21 protein-coding genes are annotated in these 15,282 nt (G+C 53.0%); 18 read left to right on the forward strand and 3 right to left on the reverse strand.

Annotated features, from left to right (window positions below; translation table 11 throughout):
- Positions 1 to 109 precede the first annotated feature (109 nt).
- The 17 genes from ACZ5GQ_RS02295 (at position 110) to ACZ5GQ_RS02375 (ending at position 10,665) form a co-directional block, all read left to right on the forward strand.
- Positions 110 to 970 carry a nucleotidyltransferase domain-containing protein gene (locus ACZ5GQ_RS02295; RefSeq protein ID WP_498857034.1) on the forward strand — a complete coding sequence of 287 codons (861 nt, stop codon included), beginning with the start codon at positions 110 to 112 and terminating at the stop codon, positions 968 to 970.
- Positions 912 to 1,868, forward strand: a complete 957-nt coding sequence (locus ACZ5GQ_RS02300) for a hypothetical protein (RefSeq protein WP_498857035.1) — start codon at positions 912 to 914, stop codon at positions 1,866 to 1,868. The genes ACZ5GQ_RS02295 and ACZ5GQ_RS02300 overlap by 59 nt, the downstream gene beginning before the upstream one ends.
- 62 nt (positions 1,869 to 1,930) lie before the next feature.
- The gene (metG, locus tag ACZ5GQ_RS02305) at positions 1,931 to 3,661 is read left to right on the forward strand and encodes a methionine--tRNA ligase (protein WP_498857036.1); all 1,731 of its coding nucleotides are present in this window, start codon (positions 1,931 to 1,933) and stop codon (positions 3,659 to 3,661) included.
- A 242-nt stretch (positions 3,662 to 3,903) separates the two neighbouring features.
- Positions 3,904 to 4,329, forward strand: a complete 426-nt coding sequence (locus ACZ5GQ_RS02310) for an AbrB/MazE/SpoVT family DNA-binding domain-containing protein (protein ID WP_498857037.1) — start codon at positions 3,904 to 3,906, stop codon at positions 4,327 to 4,329.
- A gap of 118 nt (positions 4,330 to 4,447) precedes the next feature.
- A complete protein-coding gene (locus ACZ5GQ_RS02315) occupies positions 4,448 to 4,870 on the forward strand; it encodes a 30S ribosomal protein S19 (RefSeq protein ID WP_498857038.1) in 423 nt (140 codons plus the stop codon).
- 6 nt (positions 4,871 to 4,876) lie between these two features.
- A complete protein-coding gene (gene rplV / locus ACZ5GQ_RS02320; RefSeq protein ID WP_498857039.1) occupies positions 4,877 to 5,356 on the forward strand; it encodes a 50S ribosomal protein L22 in 480 nt (159 codons plus the stop codon).
- Position 5,357: 1 nt separating this feature from the next.
- Positions 5,358 to 6,074, forward strand: coding sequence for an uS3 family ribosomal protein (locus ACZ5GQ_RS02325; protein ID WP_498857040.1), 717 nt, complete (start codon positions 5,358 to 5,360; stop codon positions 6,072 to 6,074).
- Positions 6,049 to 6,309 carry an uL29 family ribosomal protein gene (gene rpmC, locus ACZ5GQ_RS02330; protein ID WP_498857041.1) on the forward strand — a complete coding sequence of 87 codons (261 nt, stop codon included), beginning with the start codon at positions 6,049 to 6,051 and terminating at the stop codon, positions 6,307 to 6,309. The genes ACZ5GQ_RS02325 and rpmC overlap by 26 nt, the downstream gene beginning before the upstream one ends.
- On the forward strand, positions 6,306 to 6,593 hold the full coding sequence (locus ACZ5GQ_RS02335) for a ribonuclease P protein component 1 (protein ID WP_498857042.1): 288 nt from the start codon (positions 6,306 to 6,308) through the stop codon (positions 6,591 to 6,593). Before rpmC ends, ACZ5GQ_RS02335 begins: the two co-directional genes overlap by 4 nt.
- Positions 6,594 to 6,729: 136 nt before the next feature.
- A complete protein-coding gene (locus ACZ5GQ_RS02340) occupies positions 6,730 to 7,074 on the forward strand; it encodes a 30S ribosomal protein S17 (RefSeq protein ID WP_498857043.1) in 345 nt (114 codons plus the stop codon).
- A 6-nt stretch (positions 7,075 to 7,080) separates the two neighbouring features.
- Positions 7,081 to 7,503: a 50S ribosomal protein L14 gene (locus ACZ5GQ_RS02345; protein WP_498857044.1), complete on the forward strand. Its 423-nt coding sequence runs from the start codon at positions 7,081 to 7,083 to the stop codon at positions 7,501 to 7,503.
- 11 nt (positions 7,504 to 7,514) lie between these two features.
- Positions 7,515 to 7,925 (forward strand): uL24 family ribosomal protein, encoded by a 411-nt coding sequence (gene rplX / locus ACZ5GQ_RS02350; protein ID WP_498857045.1) that lies wholly within the window; start codon positions 7,515 to 7,517, stop codon positions 7,923 to 7,925.
- Entirely contained in the window at positions 7,925 to 8,677 is a 753-nt protein-coding gene (locus ACZ5GQ_RS02355) for a 30S ribosomal protein S4e (RefSeq protein ID WP_498857046.1), read from the forward strand. The genes rplX and ACZ5GQ_RS02355 overlap by 1 nt, the downstream gene beginning before the upstream one ends.
- Positions 8,678 to 8,681: 4 nt before the next feature.
- Entirely contained in the window at positions 8,682 to 9,248 is a 567-nt protein-coding gene (locus ACZ5GQ_RS02360; protein WP_498857047.1) for a 50S ribosomal protein L5, read from the forward strand.
- An 11-nt stretch (positions 9,249 to 9,259) separates the two neighbouring features.
- Complete coding sequence (locus ACZ5GQ_RS02365; protein WP_048812935.1) at positions 9,260 to 9,424, forward strand: 30S ribosomal protein S14; 165 nt, start codon at positions 9,260 to 9,262, stop codon at positions 9,422 to 9,424.
- Between the two features lie 11 nt (positions 9,425 to 9,435).
- Positions 9,436 to 9,834, forward strand: coding sequence for a 30S ribosomal protein S8 (locus ACZ5GQ_RS02370; protein WP_498857048.1), 399 nt, complete (start codon positions 9,436 to 9,438; stop codon positions 9,832 to 9,834).
- 69 nt (positions 9,835 to 9,903) lie between these two features.
- Positions 9,904 to 10,665 (forward strand): DNA polymerase sliding clamp, encoded by a 762-nt coding sequence (locus ACZ5GQ_RS02375; RefSeq protein ID WP_498857049.1) that lies wholly within the window; start codon positions 9,904 to 9,906, stop codon positions 10,663 to 10,665.
- Positions 10,666 to 10,721: 56 nt separating this feature from the next.
- Here ACZ5GQ_RS02375 and ACZ5GQ_RS02380 read toward each other — a convergent pair whose 3' ends face one another.
- The 3 genes from ACZ5GQ_RS02380 to ACZ5GQ_RS02390 form a co-directional block, all read right to left on the reverse strand.
- Entirely contained in the window at positions 10,722 to 11,885 is a 1,164-nt protein-coding gene (locus ACZ5GQ_RS02380; protein ID WP_498857050.1) for a DNA topoisomerase IV subunit A, read from the reverse strand.
- Between the two features lies 1 nt (position 11,886).
- On the reverse strand, positions 11,887 to 13,557 hold the full coding sequence (locus ACZ5GQ_RS02385) for a DNA topoisomerase VI subunit B (RefSeq protein WP_498857051.1): 1,671 nt from the start codon (positions 13,555 to 13,557) through the stop codon (positions 11,887 to 11,889).
- 154 nt (positions 13,558 to 13,711) lie between these two features.
- Positions 13,712 to 14,671, reverse strand: coding sequence for a deoxyhypusine synthase (locus tag ACZ5GQ_RS02390; RefSeq protein WP_498857052.1), 960 nt, complete (start codon positions 14,669 to 14,671; stop codon positions 13,712 to 13,714).
- Positions 14,672 to 14,813: 142 nt separating this feature from the next.
- Between ACZ5GQ_RS02390 and ACZ5GQ_RS02395 the strand changes: the two genes are divergently transcribed.
- Positions 14,814 to 15,278, forward strand: a complete 465-nt coding sequence (locus tag ACZ5GQ_RS02395) for an archaellin/type IV pilin N-terminal domain-containing protein (protein WP_498857053.1) — start codon at positions 14,814 to 14,816, stop codon at positions 15,276 to 15,278.
- Positions 15,279 to 15,282 lie beyond the last annotated feature (4 nt).

Here is a 15,282-nt window from a genome sequence, read left to right on the forward strand (position 1 = left end):
GTCCTTAACTACAACATTGTTTGCTGCTAAGGGTAGCGATTAGGGTCTGCCTTTGCTCAAAAGCCCTTTTTGGTCGTGCAAGTTACGTACTAGCAGAAGGAGACGCTCAGTGCCCTTCGAGGGGTGGCTTGTAAAGTCTCCTGACGGCGCTGCTTGGATCGTCAAGGGCTATGAGCATCCCGACGACGGCTACATAGCGGCCCCATATCACAACAGCGTCCCCTGGCACAGTGGTAATAAGAGCGTGGGAGGTATTTCTTACAGGTACTTGGACTGCGTCGGCAGAGAAGTCTTTGTGATCCCCAGGCGCTATGGAGCCTTGATAGATCCTTCTGATGCTATGAGAAGCGTTGTTTTGCCGCGCAGCCTGGCAGAGCTGCTTGACCTACTGAGCCCGGAGTGGGTTGGCATAACCGGCAGCTGGGCGCTGGGGACGGCGAAACCCTCCAGTGACTATGATCTCCTGCTCTACTCTAATAAGCCCTCAGAGCTTTACGGCGCGCTGAAGGACCTTGCCCAGGAGGGCCATATAGCTGAGTGCAATCGCGACGTCAGGTACTCTAAGGTCAAGGACAGCTGGTCCATCAGAGACTTCGACCTGCTACATGACTTTAAGCTACTGGACTCCTGCTACAAGGGAGTAGCCTACACCTTGAGGCTACTCAGGCAGATTGACGAGAGGCGCTGCGCCAGCTTCTACAGGAGCCTGGGCTGGTTTGAGGGAGTCATTTATATTAATGACATAGGTGAGAGCTTTCTGGTTCCCGCAAGGTATAGGGCTAGGCTAGGCCTCGCAGGGCCTGTCGCTTACATACTGACGTGGAGGACCAGGTACCAGGAGCTGCCTCCTGGCAGGTACCTGGCCAGAGGCCTATTACAGGCCTCCGGGCCAGACCTGTACTTGGTGCCTGATGTCTGGGGCTACATTAGGCCGCTGCAGGTACGGCCATGGAAGCGTGATAATAACTAGGGGCCTCCTGTTCGGCGTAGAGATAGGGCTGCAGTCACCGCCAGGGCTCATACCGATAATACCCAAGTACGTGCCCTGCCGCCTTGGCAGGTGGAGTAGGCCAGGGGTCAGGCTCTGCCGGATTATAGAAAGCTATGGTCCTGGCGGGGTCGCTAAGGCGTTCGAAAGTTCTGGGCTCAAGCTCCTGTACGACCCCGCTTACTCCTCCTACATGCCGTATGTGCCTGCGAGCGACATCCTTGCCTACGTAAGCCCCAGGGAGGCCCTAAGGAGGGCGATGAGCGGTGGATCCCCGCTGGCCCCTGAGTTAACTAGGGCCGCTCTCATCATTTCAAGGGCCGTGGGCTCCGCTGACAGCCTAGGGCTCACGGGTTCCTTTGCTATGGAAATAGAGCAGGAGTTCTCTGACATAGACTTTGTGATCTACGGCGCTGAAGAGGCGGTCGCAGCCTTTGACTTCTTTACAAGGTCCCTCAGGGGAGGCGAGTGCAAAGAGGACTTCGGCGGCGTGCGGCTGAAAGGCTTCGGCTGCCTTGTGTGGAGGAGGGGCCTTCTGGAAGAAGTCAATGTTCCAGTGAGCTGGGTAGGCGTGCCAGAAAGCCCTGCCTCTGCGTGCAGGCCGCTTAGCGAGTATAATCACATAGCGCCACCCGTGAGGAGCTATGTTGGAACCCTCACAATAGAGCCCCATCAGGAGAGCGCCCTTCTCTACCCTCCATGCGTCTCGACCGAGGAGGGCGTGGCGTTGGTTTCGTTTGAGTACAACCTAGGGGGTTACCTGTACGGGGGAGGCGAGGTCTCCGTGGACGGCCTAGCGACATCGGATGGCAGAGTAGTTTTCATAGGGACTAGGGAGAGGCCTGGGGGCCTGACTTTAAGTAGGCGGTTCAAACCTTGATGATCTGAATATTGACTTAAAGCTGTGGGACCGATCCTTGTGTAAAGCTGAAGTGAAGCGCCATGGGCAAATACATAGTAGCCTCGGCATGGCCGTACTCTAACTTCATACCTCACCTGGGCACCGTGCTTCACCTGCTGAGCGCGGACGTTTACGCCAGGTACCTGAGGCTAATGGGCCACGACGTCGTGTTTGTGACGGGCAGCGACGAGCATGGAACCCCAATAGAGCTTGAAGCCAGGAAGAGGGGCATAAAGCCTAAGGAGCTCACTGATCAGGTTCATGCATATGACGTTGAGCTCTTCAGGAGGTTTGAGTTCGACTTCAGCCTGTACTCAAGGACTGAGAGTCCGATACACAAGGAGTTCGTCAGGGAGTTCTTCCTTAACCTGCAGAAGAGGGGCTACATATTCCCTCAGGACGAGGAGATGCCGTATTGCCCCAATGATAAGATGTTCCTGCCAGACAGGTTCATAGAGGGCACGTGCCCCTACTGTGGTTACGAGCACGCAAGGGGGGACCAGTGCGATAACTGCGGCAGGCTGCTAACCCCGAGGGACCTCATAAACCCCAGGTGCGCCATCTGCGGCGCGACGCCCATCTGGCTGAAGACGACAAACTACTACATAGACCTGAGCAAGGTTCAGGAGAAGCTGCTCTCATGGCTTCAGGGGAGTGAGCTTCAGGACAACGTCAAGAACTATAGCATAGAGTGGGTCAAACAGGGCCTGAAGCCAAGGGCTCTAACAAGGGACATAGAGTGGGGCATACCAGCGCCATTTAGCGGTGCCGAGAACAAAACCATATATGTCTGGTTCGACGCTCTACTTGGCTATGTAAGCGCCACCAAGGAGTACCTGATGTCCAGGGGCGAGGGCGAGGACTCCTGGAAGCAGTGGTGGTTTGACCCCTCAACTAGGTCCGTTTACTTTATAGGCAAGGACAACATACCGTTCCACTCCATAATACTTCCCTCGCTCTTCATAGCCTCTGGCGACCCATACGTGTTGCCGTGGCGCATAAGCGCGACTGACTACTTGCTTTACGAGGGGAGACACTTCAGCAAGAGCAGGAGGGTGGGCGTCTGGATAGACGAGGCCCTGGAGATAGCCCCTGCCGATTACTGGAGGTGGGCGCTGATAAGAATGAGGCCGGAGAGCGGTGACGTGAGCTTTCAGTGGAAGGAGTTTTACAGGATAGTTAACAGTGAGCTAAACGATGATATAGGGAACCTGGCCTACAGGGTGCTAAGCTTTGTGAAGAGCAGGTTTGACGGCATTATACCTCCTGCCACGGCTCTTGATGATCATGACAAGGAGGTGTTAGGGGAGGCGTCGTCGCTGGCTGCTAAAGTTATAGAGCATATGGACAACGTTGAACTGAAGAGGGCCAGCGAGTTCGTGCTTGAGGTGGCGCGCTTAGGCAATAGGTACCTCAACGAGTCAGCTCCCTGGGACCTTATAAAGAGGGACAGGGAAAGGGCGGGCACCGTGATTAACGTGGCGGCAAGCATAGTAAAGACGGTGGCGCACCTCATGGCGCCCTTCATGCCCAGCGCCGCTGAAGACCTCTGGCACCAGTTAGGCTTCACGGGCAGCGTAATGGACGCCAGGTGGCCTGAGAACCTTAACACGCCAATGAGCGGGGGCTCTAAAATAGGGGAGATACACCCGCTCTTTAAGAAGCTGCCTGACAACTTCTTAGAAAACATCGATAAAATCATAGAGGAGGCGCACGTGAAGGCTAACTCTAAGAGACCAGCCCTTTTGAAGGACTACGACATAGCCGGCTAGCGCGAAGGCTATTAAAAACGCTGGGGGTACTATATTTCAGGACCACGGGATGAGGACGTGGGCAGCCAGCGACGTTAAGGATGAGATGCCTAGACTCACACTGACCGTGGCGCTCTAAGATGTTTTGAGTAAAGGAGATACCAGTTAGGCTGGGTTCAATGAGTTTAGGTATGGCACTCATTACTCCAAAAATTTTAATAACGTTACCTTTAGAGTATGTGAACCGGAGGTGGGATAGTTAAATGTCCACAAGGCTTACAGGTCTAGTGAAGGTAGACTCCAAGGGAAGGATAACGATACCGCAGACCATAAGGGAGTCGCTGGGCATAGAGGCCGGCATGCTAGTAGCTATGCTGGCCGACACAGATAAGAAGGAGATAATAGTGAGCCCAATACTGGCGGAGAACGCCAAAGTTATAGAGATCGACGTGTCAGTGCTCGATAAGGTGGGCGCCCTAGCTAAGGTGGCCGACAAGCTAAGCGAGCTAAAGGTAGACATTGTCGCCAGCAGGTGCGCCTCGATAACCAGAGGGGAGGAGGGGGAGTGCGTATTCATAGCTGACATGAGTCAATCAAATGCGGACATAGAGACTATACGTAAGGCTCTTGAAAACCTAGACATAGTGACCCAGGTAATGATAAGGCAGTTCGAGGCCCCAAGCTTCTGACCGCCAGTTGCGCCAACCGCAATAGATGCCCTGCTCGCCCTTTTCTAGCCAATCTAATACCTAAAACTATTTAAAAGCCTCTACAGTCCTGGAACGGCGGAGCCGAGGGGCAGTAATAATGTCAATAGAGCTGAGGCCTGAGTGGAGGAGGTTCAAGTACAGAGGCAAGAGCCTGGAGGAGCTTCTAAACATGCCGCTTGACGAGTTCGTCTCCTTACTGCCATCAAGGCAGAGGAGAAGCCTGCAAAGAGGCTTGACGCCAGCTCAGAAGAAACTGCTTGCTAAGATAAGGGCGCTCAGGCGCTCAGGCAAGACAGATGTTATGATAAAGACCCACGTGAGGGACCTAGTTATATTGCCAGAGATGATAGGCCTAACGATAGCCGTCTATAATGGCAAAGAGTACGTGCCCGTGAGGATAGTTCCAGAGATGATAGGGCACAGGCTGGGCGAGTTCAGCCACACAACGAAGATAGTGCACCACGGAGAGCCAGGCCTCAAGGCCTCAAAGAGCAGCCTGCACATAGCGGCCAAGGGGTGATCCAGGGTGCCGGAGTGGTCCTATTCGTTTAAGCCTGCCAACGAGGGCCTATCGGCTAAGGCTATGATGTGGGACGTTCCAGTTCACCCTAAGGTTATGACCGAGGTCGCGAGGGCCATAAAGGGCATGAAGCTAAGCGACGCCGAAGAGTACCTTAGGAGGGTCATAGAGCTTAAGGAGCCAGTTCCCTATAGGTCTGCCTCGAAGAAGATACCCCACAGGAGGGGGTTGGCCGACAGGTGGGGCATACCTATGGGCAAATATCCAGTTAAGGCGGCTAAGTACATGCTGAAGCTTCTTGAAAACGTCTCTAATAACGCCGAGAACAAGAACCTAGATGTAGGTAACCTTTACATAGTCCACGTGGGCGTTCACAAGGGGATAACATTGAAGAGGGTTTACCCCAGGGCCTTTGGCAGGGCCGACATTATAAGGAAGGTACACTCCCACGTTGAAGTGGTAGTTGAGGAGAGGGGTGGCAGCTGAAATGTCTAGGATCAAGAGCTATTTCCTAAGGCAAGGCCTGATAAGGGTCAAGGTTGATGAGTACCTTGCTCAGAACTTCTACACCGCAGGATACGCTGGCGTTCAGATAGTTCAGAGTGGTCTAGGCACTAGGGTTCACATATTTGCTGAGAGGCCAGCGCTGGTCATAGGAAGGAGAGGGGCTACAATAAGGAAACTGCAGGCCGTCCTGGAGAAGGTGTTTGGACTTGAGGGCGTTCAGGTCACCGTCAGCCAGCCCGACAACATGGAGCTCAATGCGAGGGTACAGGCGTTTAGGATAGCCAGGGCGCTTGAAATGGGCTATCACTTCAGGAGAGTAGCCATGGCTACTATGAGAAGGATCATGGAGGCCGGCGCCGTTGGCGTGGAGATAGTGATAAGTGGTAAGCTAAGCAGGGAGAGGGCTAGATTCGAGAAGCTCCAGGCAGGTAAGGTCATAAAGACCGGCAATGTAGTTGACGTTTACACAGACCGTGCCATAGCCTATGCTAAGCTGCCTCTAGGCATAATTGGGGTCGAAGTCCGCATAATCAAGCCCGAGGCGGCAAGGCCTGACATATTAATAAGGCCAGACTCTGAGACGGCAGAGATCGTTAAGCAGCTAAGCGAAGAGATTTCAGGGGGGCAGGGCGAGCAGAGGATTAAGGAGATCATAGAGGGAGGTGAGGGAGGTGGCGAAGTACAAGCTAAGTCCTGACGACCTGCGCAAGCGGGGCCTCGACGAGCTTACAAAGCTGCTGCAGGAGCAGCGGAGCGAACTTGCATCGTTACGCCAGAAAGCGCTGTCTGGCTCCATAGACTCGCCGGCTAGGATAAGGGAGCTAAGGAAAAACATAGCAAGGATACTCACCATAATGAATGAGCTGTCCAGGAGGGGCCAGCAGACTAAAGCTGCCGCAGAGGCTGCGAGCCCTCAGCAGAAGCAGGGATGAAGTTCACTTCTTCAAACATAAGGTTTAGACCCCTCGTTGGCTTGAAGTTAAAGGTGGTCAGTTCTACCGACCCTTCCCTGGTCGGGGTCTCTGGAATAGTTATAGAGGACTCCAAGAATGCCCTAAGGCTCAGAGTGGAAAGGGACGGCAGGAAAAGGGAGATAGTTCTCATAAAGCTCTACTCAACGTTTTCTATAGCCACCCCGGACGGCGACTTCATTGTTAAAGGGTTAGACCTTATAGGTAGGCCTGAGGAGAGGCTGAAGAAAGCCGTAAGGGGATAACAGGCGCTGAGGCTAAGCTTAGCTGAGCGCCGGGCGTCGGCTCGGTCCGGCTTACCCCTATAGCGGTAAGGTGCGACGGGGAAACCCTTTTAAGTCCTTAGATAGACCCGCACAGAGGAAAAGGGGATATTAGAACATGCCTGCTCAAAAAGCGCTAAAGGCATTAAGCGTGCCTGGAGTTAAGCCGCCCTCTGTATCCTGCACAGACCCTAACTGCCCCTGGCACGGGTCGCTCAGGGTGCGTGGCGTGCTTCTGGAGGGAACTGTGGAGAAGCTGAAGACTAAGACCACAGCTGTGGTGAGGCATGACTACCTTTACTATGATGCCAAGTTCAAGAGGTATGAGTGGAGGAGGACAAAGAAGCACGCTCACGTGCCGCCATGCGTTGACGTGAAGCCCGGCGATAAGGTCCTGATAGGGGAGACAAGGCCTCTCTCCAAGACCGTTAAGTTCGTTGTTTTAGGAAAGCTTGAGGGGTGATAGAGGATGGTAAGGAGGCAAAAGTTCACTGCGATACTTTCACGCTTTGGCTATAGCACTGGCCTCCAGGTAGGCACATATGCCGTGGTTGCCGACAACAGCGGCGCTAAGGAAGCTATGATAATAGATGTGCCCGGGGTTAAGACTAGGGTAAGGAGACTTGCGGCCGCAGGGCCCGGCGACATGGTGATAGTTACCATAAAGAAGGGCACGCCCCAGGTTAGAAAGCAGATAAGCTATGCAGTCGTCATAAGGCAGAAGAGGCCTTATAGGAGGCCTGATGGAACCTGGATCTCATTCTCAGATAATGCTATTGTCTTAATAAACCAGGATGGAACACCTAAAGGCAGCGAGATCAGGGGCCCTGTGGCAAGGGAAGCGGCTGAGAGGTGGCCTTCCATAGCTAAGCTCGCCACAACTATAATTTAGGGGTGAGGAGGATGGCCAGTCAACAGCCTAGGGAGCAGCGTAAGGCGTTCTACAACGCACCCTTACATATAAGGCACAAGTTCGTCTCGGCGCACTTAAGCAAGGAGCTGAGGGACAAGCTTGGCATAAGGTCGCTGCCGCTTAGGGTAGGGGACAAGGTAGTTGTGGTAAAGGGCGACTACAAGGGCAAGAGCGGCAAGGTAGCCGAGGTGGATCTAAAGGGGCTGTGGGTCAAAGTGGAGGGCATAACCAGGAAGAAGGCCGACGGAACCGAGATACTGGTTAAACTAAGGCCGTGGAACCTGGTCATAACAGACCTTAACTTGAAGGATGACTGGCGCAAAAAGATTATAGAGAGGAGGGGCGGTAACGTACAGGCGGCCGTACAACAGGAGGCTCAGCAGGCAGGAGGTGCCAAATAATGGCAAGGATGGGAGGATCTAGGCACTTAAAGGCGCTCAGCGCGCCTAGCGTCCAAAGAATTCCAAGAAAGGTAAGGCCGTGGACTGTAAAGCCGTCGCCAGGCCCGCACCCTGTTGACAGAAGTCTTCCCCTGCTCATAGTTATAAGGGATCTGTTAAAATATGCTGAGACAGCGCACGAGGCCACTAAGATAATTTCATCAGGGCAAGTTAAGGTTGACGGAAAGGTTGTAAGGGATTACAAGTTCCCCATAGGGGTTATGGACATCGTAGAGCTGCCGTCGCTAAACCTTTACTATCGCGTAGTCCCAGACCCAACGGGTACTTTGAAGCTGCTGCCCATAAGTAAGGAGGAAGCGTCGCTGAAGCTTCTCAGGGTAGAGGGCGTCACGACGCTTAAGGGAGGGCACTTCCAGGTCCACCTGAGCGACGGAAGGAATGTCCTCGTCAGGGTCGAGGACCCAAGGAAGCCTGGCCAGCTTCCTTACAAGCCGCTGGACTCCCTTGTGCTGAACGTTCCAGAGGGCACTGTGAAAGAGCACATAGAGTTCAAGGAGGGCAACCTTGCACTGGTCGTGTGGGGCAGAAACATGGGCAGGCTCGGCAAGATAGTGAGCGTCACTAGGGGATGGGGATGGGACAGGAGCGTGGTGTCGCTGCAGGACCCAGCAGGCAACTCCTTCGAGACCTCGCTGTCCAACATTTACGTGGTGGGCACCGATAAGCCAGTGATTACTGTGACCCAGGGGTGATAGCATGAGTCAGCAGGTCGCCCTCACGGAGGACGTCATAAATAAGGTTCTCTCTGATTGGCAGAAGAATCCCATGAGAAAGCCTAGGATAGCGAAGGTTACGGTAAACATAGCTCTAGGAAGCAGCGGCGAGAGGCTAGTCAAGGTGCAGGGGCTGCTTGAGCAACTCACTGGCCAGAAGCCTACTTTAAGGAAGGCCAAGAAAACTATAAGGGCCTTCGGAATTCACAGGGGAGAGAACATAGCTGTGGCCGTGACTCTCCGTGGCCAAAAGGCCATGGACTTCCTCAAGAGGGCTCTGGAGGCCGTAGGCCACAGGATTAAGGCCTCTAGCATAGATAAGTTCGGAAACGTCTGCTTCGGAATACCTGAGTACATATTGCTGCCCGGGGCGAAGTACGACCCTGAGATAGGTATAGTTGGTATGGACGTCTGCCTTACAATAGAGAGGCCGGGCTTCAGAGTTGAGAGGAGAAGGAGGGCCCGCTCATCTATACCTTTAAGGCACAGAGTTAGACCAGAGGAGACTATGGTGCTGCTGAATAAAGAGCTCGGGGTTACCTTTGTGTGAGGTGATAATGTATGGGGAAGATAAAGCCGCCCAAGGCTAAGGTGATGGGAAGGGGCGCCCAGAAGTGCCAGAGGTGTGGAACCCGCGATGCGGTTATACAGAAGTACGGTCTCTACCTTTGCCGTCAGTGCTTCAGGGAGATAGCTGTGGAGCTCGGGTTTAACAAGTACTCGTGAGGTGGTAAGGAATGGTACACGACACTCTTTCGGCTCACCTCTCGGCGATTTATAATGCAGAGCTCAGGGGCCAGAGGGAGGTCATATTAATGCCTGCATCTAAGCTAACAGTATCCGTGTTGAAGGTCCTTCAGAAGGAGGGGTACATAGGGGACTTCGAGTACATAGATGATGGCAGATGGGGCAAGTTCAGGGTGACTTTACTAGGCCATATAAATAAGATAGGCGCGATAAAGCCCAGGACGCCCGTCACCTATAGGGAGCTGCTCAGGTTGCCTGAGCACTTGAGGAGGTATCTAGCCAGCAGGGACCTAGGCTATCTAATAATTTCAACCAGCCAGGGCGTAATGACCCATAAAGATGCCATCCAGAAGCACCTGGGAGGCATACTTATAGCGTACGTCTATTAAAGAGCTTCGCATCCTTGTTTTATTCTTTAAAAAGGGCACTGTTCGCATAATAACAGTGGGAGCTTGGATATGGCATCTCTCAGAGCAGTTTACCCCGAGGGCAGCCGCCTTAAGCGCATAGTGTCGGCGATGGCCAAGGTCAGCGATGAGGCTACGTTCGACTTTGCGCAGAATGAGGCCACGTTCTGGCTCTTTAGCCCGGATAAGACGGTCCTGGCTATAGCTAAGTTCGAGCCTTCAGCCTTTGAGGAGTACTCGGTAGACGGTGAGGTCAAACTGTCGGTCAACGTGAGTGAGATGAACAGGGTGGTTAGAAGGGCTACTAGAAATGACGCAGTTGCTATGATCTATGAGACAGGGGCTCCTGGCCTCACGGTTGAGCTGCAGGATAAGAAGACGTCCTTTTCTAGGTCCTTCCTGGTGACTGCCTCCGAGTCAGCGGAGGAGTCCCTAAGGGAAATAAACATGAGCCCTACGGCAAGGATAGTTATGAGCGCTGACGACCTTGAGACTCTGGTAACTGATGCTAAGAGCGTTGGCGATGTAGTAGAGCTGCACGTTTCAGATGGCAAGCTTGAGGTGACAGCGTCCGCTGAGGGCAAGAGCTATAGGTGGCTAATGTCGCAGGGGACGCCGCTCCAGGAGCTGAGCGCGGAGGCCGAGACCAAGGCCTCCTATAGTGCTAAGTCCTTGTACTCATCCCTTAGGCCAATCATGTCGGTTGCTGAGAGCGTGCAGCTGGAGTTCTCGACAGACTATCCGCTCAAGGTTACAATTAACCTCTCCGGGCCCGAGCAGATGATAATATACATAGCTCCTGTTCAGGGATGAAAGATAAATTTTTCGTGTATAGCAATACAAGGAGGCCACAATATTAACTTAGGAGGCTACTCTATCCAGTCGTGGGTCTGTATTTTCTCTGGCAGGTACTGGAACGCTAGGAACTTAAGCCCCTTGCTTGCCATAGCCTCTATCTCCAGCTTAGCCTTCTTGTCAAGGAACATGTCTATCTCTCTCTTCCAGAGAGGCGTGCGGAACCACGAGTAGTTCATCAGTTCCTTGGCCCTCCTTATGTCAAGGTCTTTTGCCTTGATTATATAGTTTCTTCTCTCCTCCTCGGTGAGGTATGGCTTCTTTCTTCCATAGCCGAAAATGTCGCTCATGGAGACTCCGAGGAACTTAGCCTTGGGGGTAGCTAGCCTCTCGCTCTCATAACTTAGCTGGATGCTCCCAACCTTGAAGACGCTGTATATGTACCACCCATATGGGTCGCTGTCCGTGAGCACGTAGACAGGCAGGCCCAGCTCTTCATTTAGCCTTCTTACAAATCTTCTGGTGGCCCTGTCCGGCTGGCCGGCGCCGGTCACCAGTATGGACTTGTACTTCTGCCAGAAGCCTATCCTATGAAGTTGCTGAAACACGGCATCCTTCTCAACAACTAGGACAAACTCAGCGTCAACGTCGAGGAACTCTATAAGGTCAGGCGTGGACTCTATGGCATATGCGCCGTGCCCAAGCTTAGAGAGGTCTATGACGTCGTTTCCGCTCCTTATCCTCATGTTGCCAACCACTTTGCCCTTTTCTTTGCTCAGAATCATGAGGTCCTCTCTTAGCAGGCCCAGCATGACCTCCAAGTCCCTAAGCGCCGCGTCGCTCTCGGCCTGTTCGTCCCATGTATTTTCCTCCCTCTGCCTTCCGTCAAGGTCATGAAACACTATGGTGTGCTTGCCCCTGTAGTAGAGGTCCCTTATGGTAGGGTACTCGTTCTCTATGAGCGCTCTGTAGATGTTAGCAGCCATTACGAGCGTCTGCATAAACCTCCTGGACTCATTCATATCAAGGAACTTCCTTTCAAGCTTTGAGACGCCGAGCTTCAGTATACCCCTCTCAGCATCAAAGACAGTATTGGCAAGGGTTCTCTTAGGTATCACTAGCTTAGGGTCGGCGCCCTTTTCCAGTGAGCTCAGCAAATTAGAAAAGGTCTTGTAGATTATTTCTGCGCCCTTCCTTCTAGCCTCAATGTCTACTCTGTCCTGGGCCGGGGCTGACACCTTAACTCACCTCCTGTATGGAGACTCCCTTTATAACCCTCTCAACTATGAGCCTTGGATCCTCCTGCCTTCCGTCAATCTTGGGCATCTCTATAGACGTCGCCACCTTGGATATGAGCAGCTCCATTACTTTGGGCTCAAGCTCCTTGTACCTGTCCGGGTTCTCAGGCGGTGAGCTCAGTATTGAGAGGCTCCTGGCCACCTCGGGTATGTACTTAGCTATGCTCACTATCTTCTCCTTAGCGAGCTCCTCGCGCGCCTTGCGCGATATGTAAATCCTGAGGCTCCTGGCCACCTCATGGATTCCGTTCCTGATCTCGCTCTCAAGCTCAGGTATCTCGCTTATGCTTTCCTTCCCTACGCCTTTATATGGAACTTTAGTACTTGCGACGTGCACAAGAACTGCCAGCTGATAAGGCTCCTGAACGCCGTACCTGCTCCAGTCAATGTTAGTTAAAACCTTGTATGACACGTCCTCCTTCTCCTCGTAAAGTAAAGGTATCTTGTTGGCGAACCTGAGCAGTATAGGCTCCTCCTGGGGCTGTATGGCGCCGCCGTAAGCAATGCCGACCTCTACTATGAATGGGTGACCCTGGTAGGCCCTGGCCGGCCTTGTAACCGCCTTGACCCACTCCGGCTTAAACATCCTGGTGAGCCCAAGCTCTATGAGCTCCTCACCTATGGGGCTCAGGTAATCGCTTCTGGGCCCCTTGAAACCTTTGTAGTTCCTCAGGGCTGTTACCAGCGACTCGAGGTCCTTTAACTTCTCCTTTCTGAGGAGGGTCTTTGGATTAATATCAGGCCTTAGGCCCACGTGCCTCAGGAATTCAGCAGCCGTTTTATCGCCGATGCCCTGGAACTCCTCCTTTAGGAAGTCCAGCAGAGTCTCGGTTTGCGTGGCCATAAGCATGCTCCTGACCTGCTCCAGGTCTACTCCGTGAGGATGAGGCTTGGCCTCCCTCGGCGGCTTGGGCATCTTCTTGGTGGCCCTTGGGAAGAAGTAAACTTCACCTTCAGGGGTCACAAGCCAGAGCTCCGCGTAAGGCGCTATTATGGCAGTACGCCTCACGTATTCAATTATCTTCGGCTTGGCCCTGGTCCAGTCGCCCTCCACTATTGCGGATGCTATTGTGCCGTGCCACGAACTCCTTTTGTCCAGCTGTCCATCCTCAGTAACTATAGGCTCGTTCTTTTTGATGTCTATCTTTATCTTCTGGTAGTACACGAAGTTACTGCCGTCCTGCGAGCTAACTACTGTTATGGGTCTGCCCGTGGTGGTCTGAGAGTAAAGCACTACAGCCTTAACTCCCAGGCCGTACATCCCCCTGGTCTGCCTTATCACATACTTACTGCTGAAGAGCACCTTACCGAAGGCCTGGGCCATCACAGTCTTGGGCACTCCTATGCCGTTGTCCTCAACGCTTACCTCATACCTGGCGGGCCTCTCCTCGGTCTCAGGCTCAACCTCCCTTATGTATATCTTTACCTCTGGCAGTATCCCGTGGGAGTCAGTGGCGTCAAGCGCGTTTTCAACGAGCTCCCTGACGGTCTGGTAAAGGGCCCTGGTAGGGTTTGAGAAGCCCGCTAGCTCCTTGTTTTTAGAGAAAAACTCTGCTACACTTATCTCTGAGAACTTCTCCTTGGCGCTATCTATGGCGCTGTCCTCAGCCAAGCCTCATCCCCTTTTACTTTGTTTACCTAATTTTTAGAGGTGCTTAGCTCAGAAATTAGTGCTACCCTGCAGCTTTAAACATTTTCACATGATAGCATGTGTCAGCACAAGGTCTAAACTAATAAAGTAAACGAGAACTAGTAAAATGTGGGTATTATTCTTGGCTTGAGGCTTCAGGCACCTTAACGTTGGCCAGGAGGTAGGCCGCTATTAGGGGCAGCGCTATGGTGGCGTCCGCATACACTATAACTTTGTCGGCCTCGGGCTTTACTTTGCCCCACGTTATGGCCTCCCTGGGCATGGCGCCGCTCAGGCTTCCATCCCACTCAACGGCCGTGGTTATGTAAACTACATAGTCAAGGCCTTCCCTAAACTGGCTCCACCAGATGGTGTGGTGCTTGCTTATGCCCCCGCCTATTATAAGCGCCGTAGCCTTGCCATGGGTTCCGAAGAACAGGTCCGAGAGCCTCTGCATGTCCTTAAAGTAGTTTATCTTTATCCTGACTCCCCTCTGGCTCTCAAAGAACAGGTCAGTCCCAAAGGCGCCGTCGGGCCAGCCAGGGACGAAAACGTCAGCGCCGGTGTCATGTGCAGCCTTAAGGAAGCTGCCCTCATCATTTATCATCTCACCTGCCAGTCTCAGGAGCTCATACATGCCCCACTCCTCCTTGAGCGCCGAGGCCCTGGCTGCCAGGGATCTGACAAACTGCTCTACCTTGGGCCCGTAGTCGTCAACCTTTATGTAAATGTTGCCCAGTCTGTGAATCCCATGTCTTGCTAGGTCAACGTCATCCCCTTCAAAGTACCCCTTGGAGTAGGCCCCGCCCATGGCCCTCGCTACGTCATGGTCTAAGGCGCCGCACGTGGTCATAATGACATTAAAAAGCCTGGCCCTTATGAGCTGCGTTATTACGCCCCTCAGGCCCGTTGATATCAAGTTGCCCGTAAATGAGATGATCCTCAGGTTGGACTCGCTGAGCCCCTTAGCGAGTACCTGTGAGGCCCTCCACAGGTGGCCAGCCATGAAACCATATTCGTCCCCGTACAAATTAACTAGCTCCTTCACGCTCATGTTAGGGTCTACTTTTATGTCCTTAACTGGCTCTAGCTTCACGCTCTCACCTGACCCCAGTGGGGAAGGCAGGAAATATAGGGATAGATCAAGGTGGAAGGCCTGGGTTTTTAAGCATTTGTAGCTGAAATGCCGTTGGCCATTGCTTACCCACTTCTCTACAGGAGGCTAGGAGGTGGTAGTAATGAGCAGGCAGAGGAGGTCCCTCTCAAACATAATTGGAGCAGTCATTTTGATAGCTGCCACCATAGTAGGTGGCCTTATGGTCTATTCATATTTTCAGAGGTCTATGAGTGCTTTTATGAGCATGGGTAGTGGTGTCACCGTCGAGGCCTCGGCTACACCCACGGGCAGCGGCACGCTGCTCTACGTTAAGATAATAAACAACGAACCTGTGCAGATATCAGTTGAAAAGGTTGTCGTGGTGCTTTCAAACGGGTCTCAGGAGTATGTCTATATAGAGGGCAGCCCTAGCAGCGGTTATAGCTTAAGTACTTCGACTCCCCAGAACGTCACCATAAACCCTGGCGATGAGGTAATTGCAGTGGGCGATGTAAATTTGGCCTTCACTGTGCAGAGCGTCTACTTACTCTACAAGATGAACAACCAGCTCTACTACACAAACCCTGTGAGCGTCACTACAGGCTGAGAGA

It is taken from the genome of Caldococcus noboribetus, assembly GCF_055389385.1.

Coding starts and splice junctions, on each gene's coding strand:
- ACZ5GQ_RS02325 (WP_498857040.1), top strand. CDS start 5,358: ATGTCTAGGATCAAGAGCTATTTCCTAAGGCAAGGCCTGATAAGGGTC.
- ACZ5GQ_RS02395 (WP_498857053.1), top strand. CDS start 14,814: ATGAGCAGGCAGAGGAGGTCCCTCTCAAACATAATTGGAGCAGTCATT.
- ACZ5GQ_RS02310 (WP_498857037.1), top strand. CDS start 3,904: ATGTCCACAAGGCTTACAGGTCTAGTGAAGGTAGACTCCAAGGGAAGG.
- ACZ5GQ_RS02340 (WP_498857043.1), top strand. CDS start 6,730: ATGCCTGCTCAAAAAGCGCTAAAGGCATTAAGCGTGCCTGGAGTTAAG.
- ACZ5GQ_RS02365 (WP_048812935.1), top strand. CDS start 9,260: ATGGGGAAGATAAAGCCGCCCAAGGCTAAGGTGATGGGAAGGGGCGCC.
- ACZ5GQ_RS02370 (WP_498857048.1), top strand. CDS start 9,436: ATGGTACACGACACTCTTTCGGCTCACCTCTCGGCGATTTATAATGCA.
- ACZ5GQ_RS02300 (WP_498857035.1), top strand. CDS start 912: ATGTCTGGGGCTACATTAGGCCGCTGCAGGTACGGCCATGGAAGCGTG.
- ACZ5GQ_RS02355 (WP_498857046.1), top strand. CDS start 7,925: ATGGCAAGGATGGGAGGATCTAGGCACTTAAAGGCGCTCAGCGCGCCT.
- ACZ5GQ_RS02360 (WP_498857047.1), top strand. CDS start 8,682: ATGAGTCAGCAGGTCGCCCTCACGGAGGACGTCATAAATAAGGTTCTC.
- metG (WP_498857036.1), top strand. CDS start 1,931: ATGGGCAAATACATAGTAGCCTCGGCATGGCCGTACTCTAACTTCATA.
- rplX (WP_498857045.1), top strand. CDS start 7,515: ATGGCCAGTCAACAGCCTAGGGAGCAGCGTAAGGCGTTCTACAACGCA.
- ACZ5GQ_RS02345 (WP_498857044.1), top strand. CDS start 7,081: ATGGTAAGGAGGCAAAAGTTCACTGCGATACTTTCACGCTTTGGCTAT.
- ACZ5GQ_RS02315 (WP_498857038.1), top strand. CDS start 4,448: ATGTCAATAGAGCTGAGGCCTGAGTGGAGGAGGTTCAAGTACAGAGGC.
- ACZ5GQ_RS02335 (WP_498857042.1), top strand. CDS start 6,306: ATGAAGTTCACTTCTTCAAACATAAGGTTTAGACCCCTCGTTGGCTTG.
- ACZ5GQ_RS02375 (WP_498857049.1), top strand. CDS start 9,904: ATGGCATCTCTCAGAGCAGTTTACCCCGAGGGCAGCCGCCTTAAGCGC.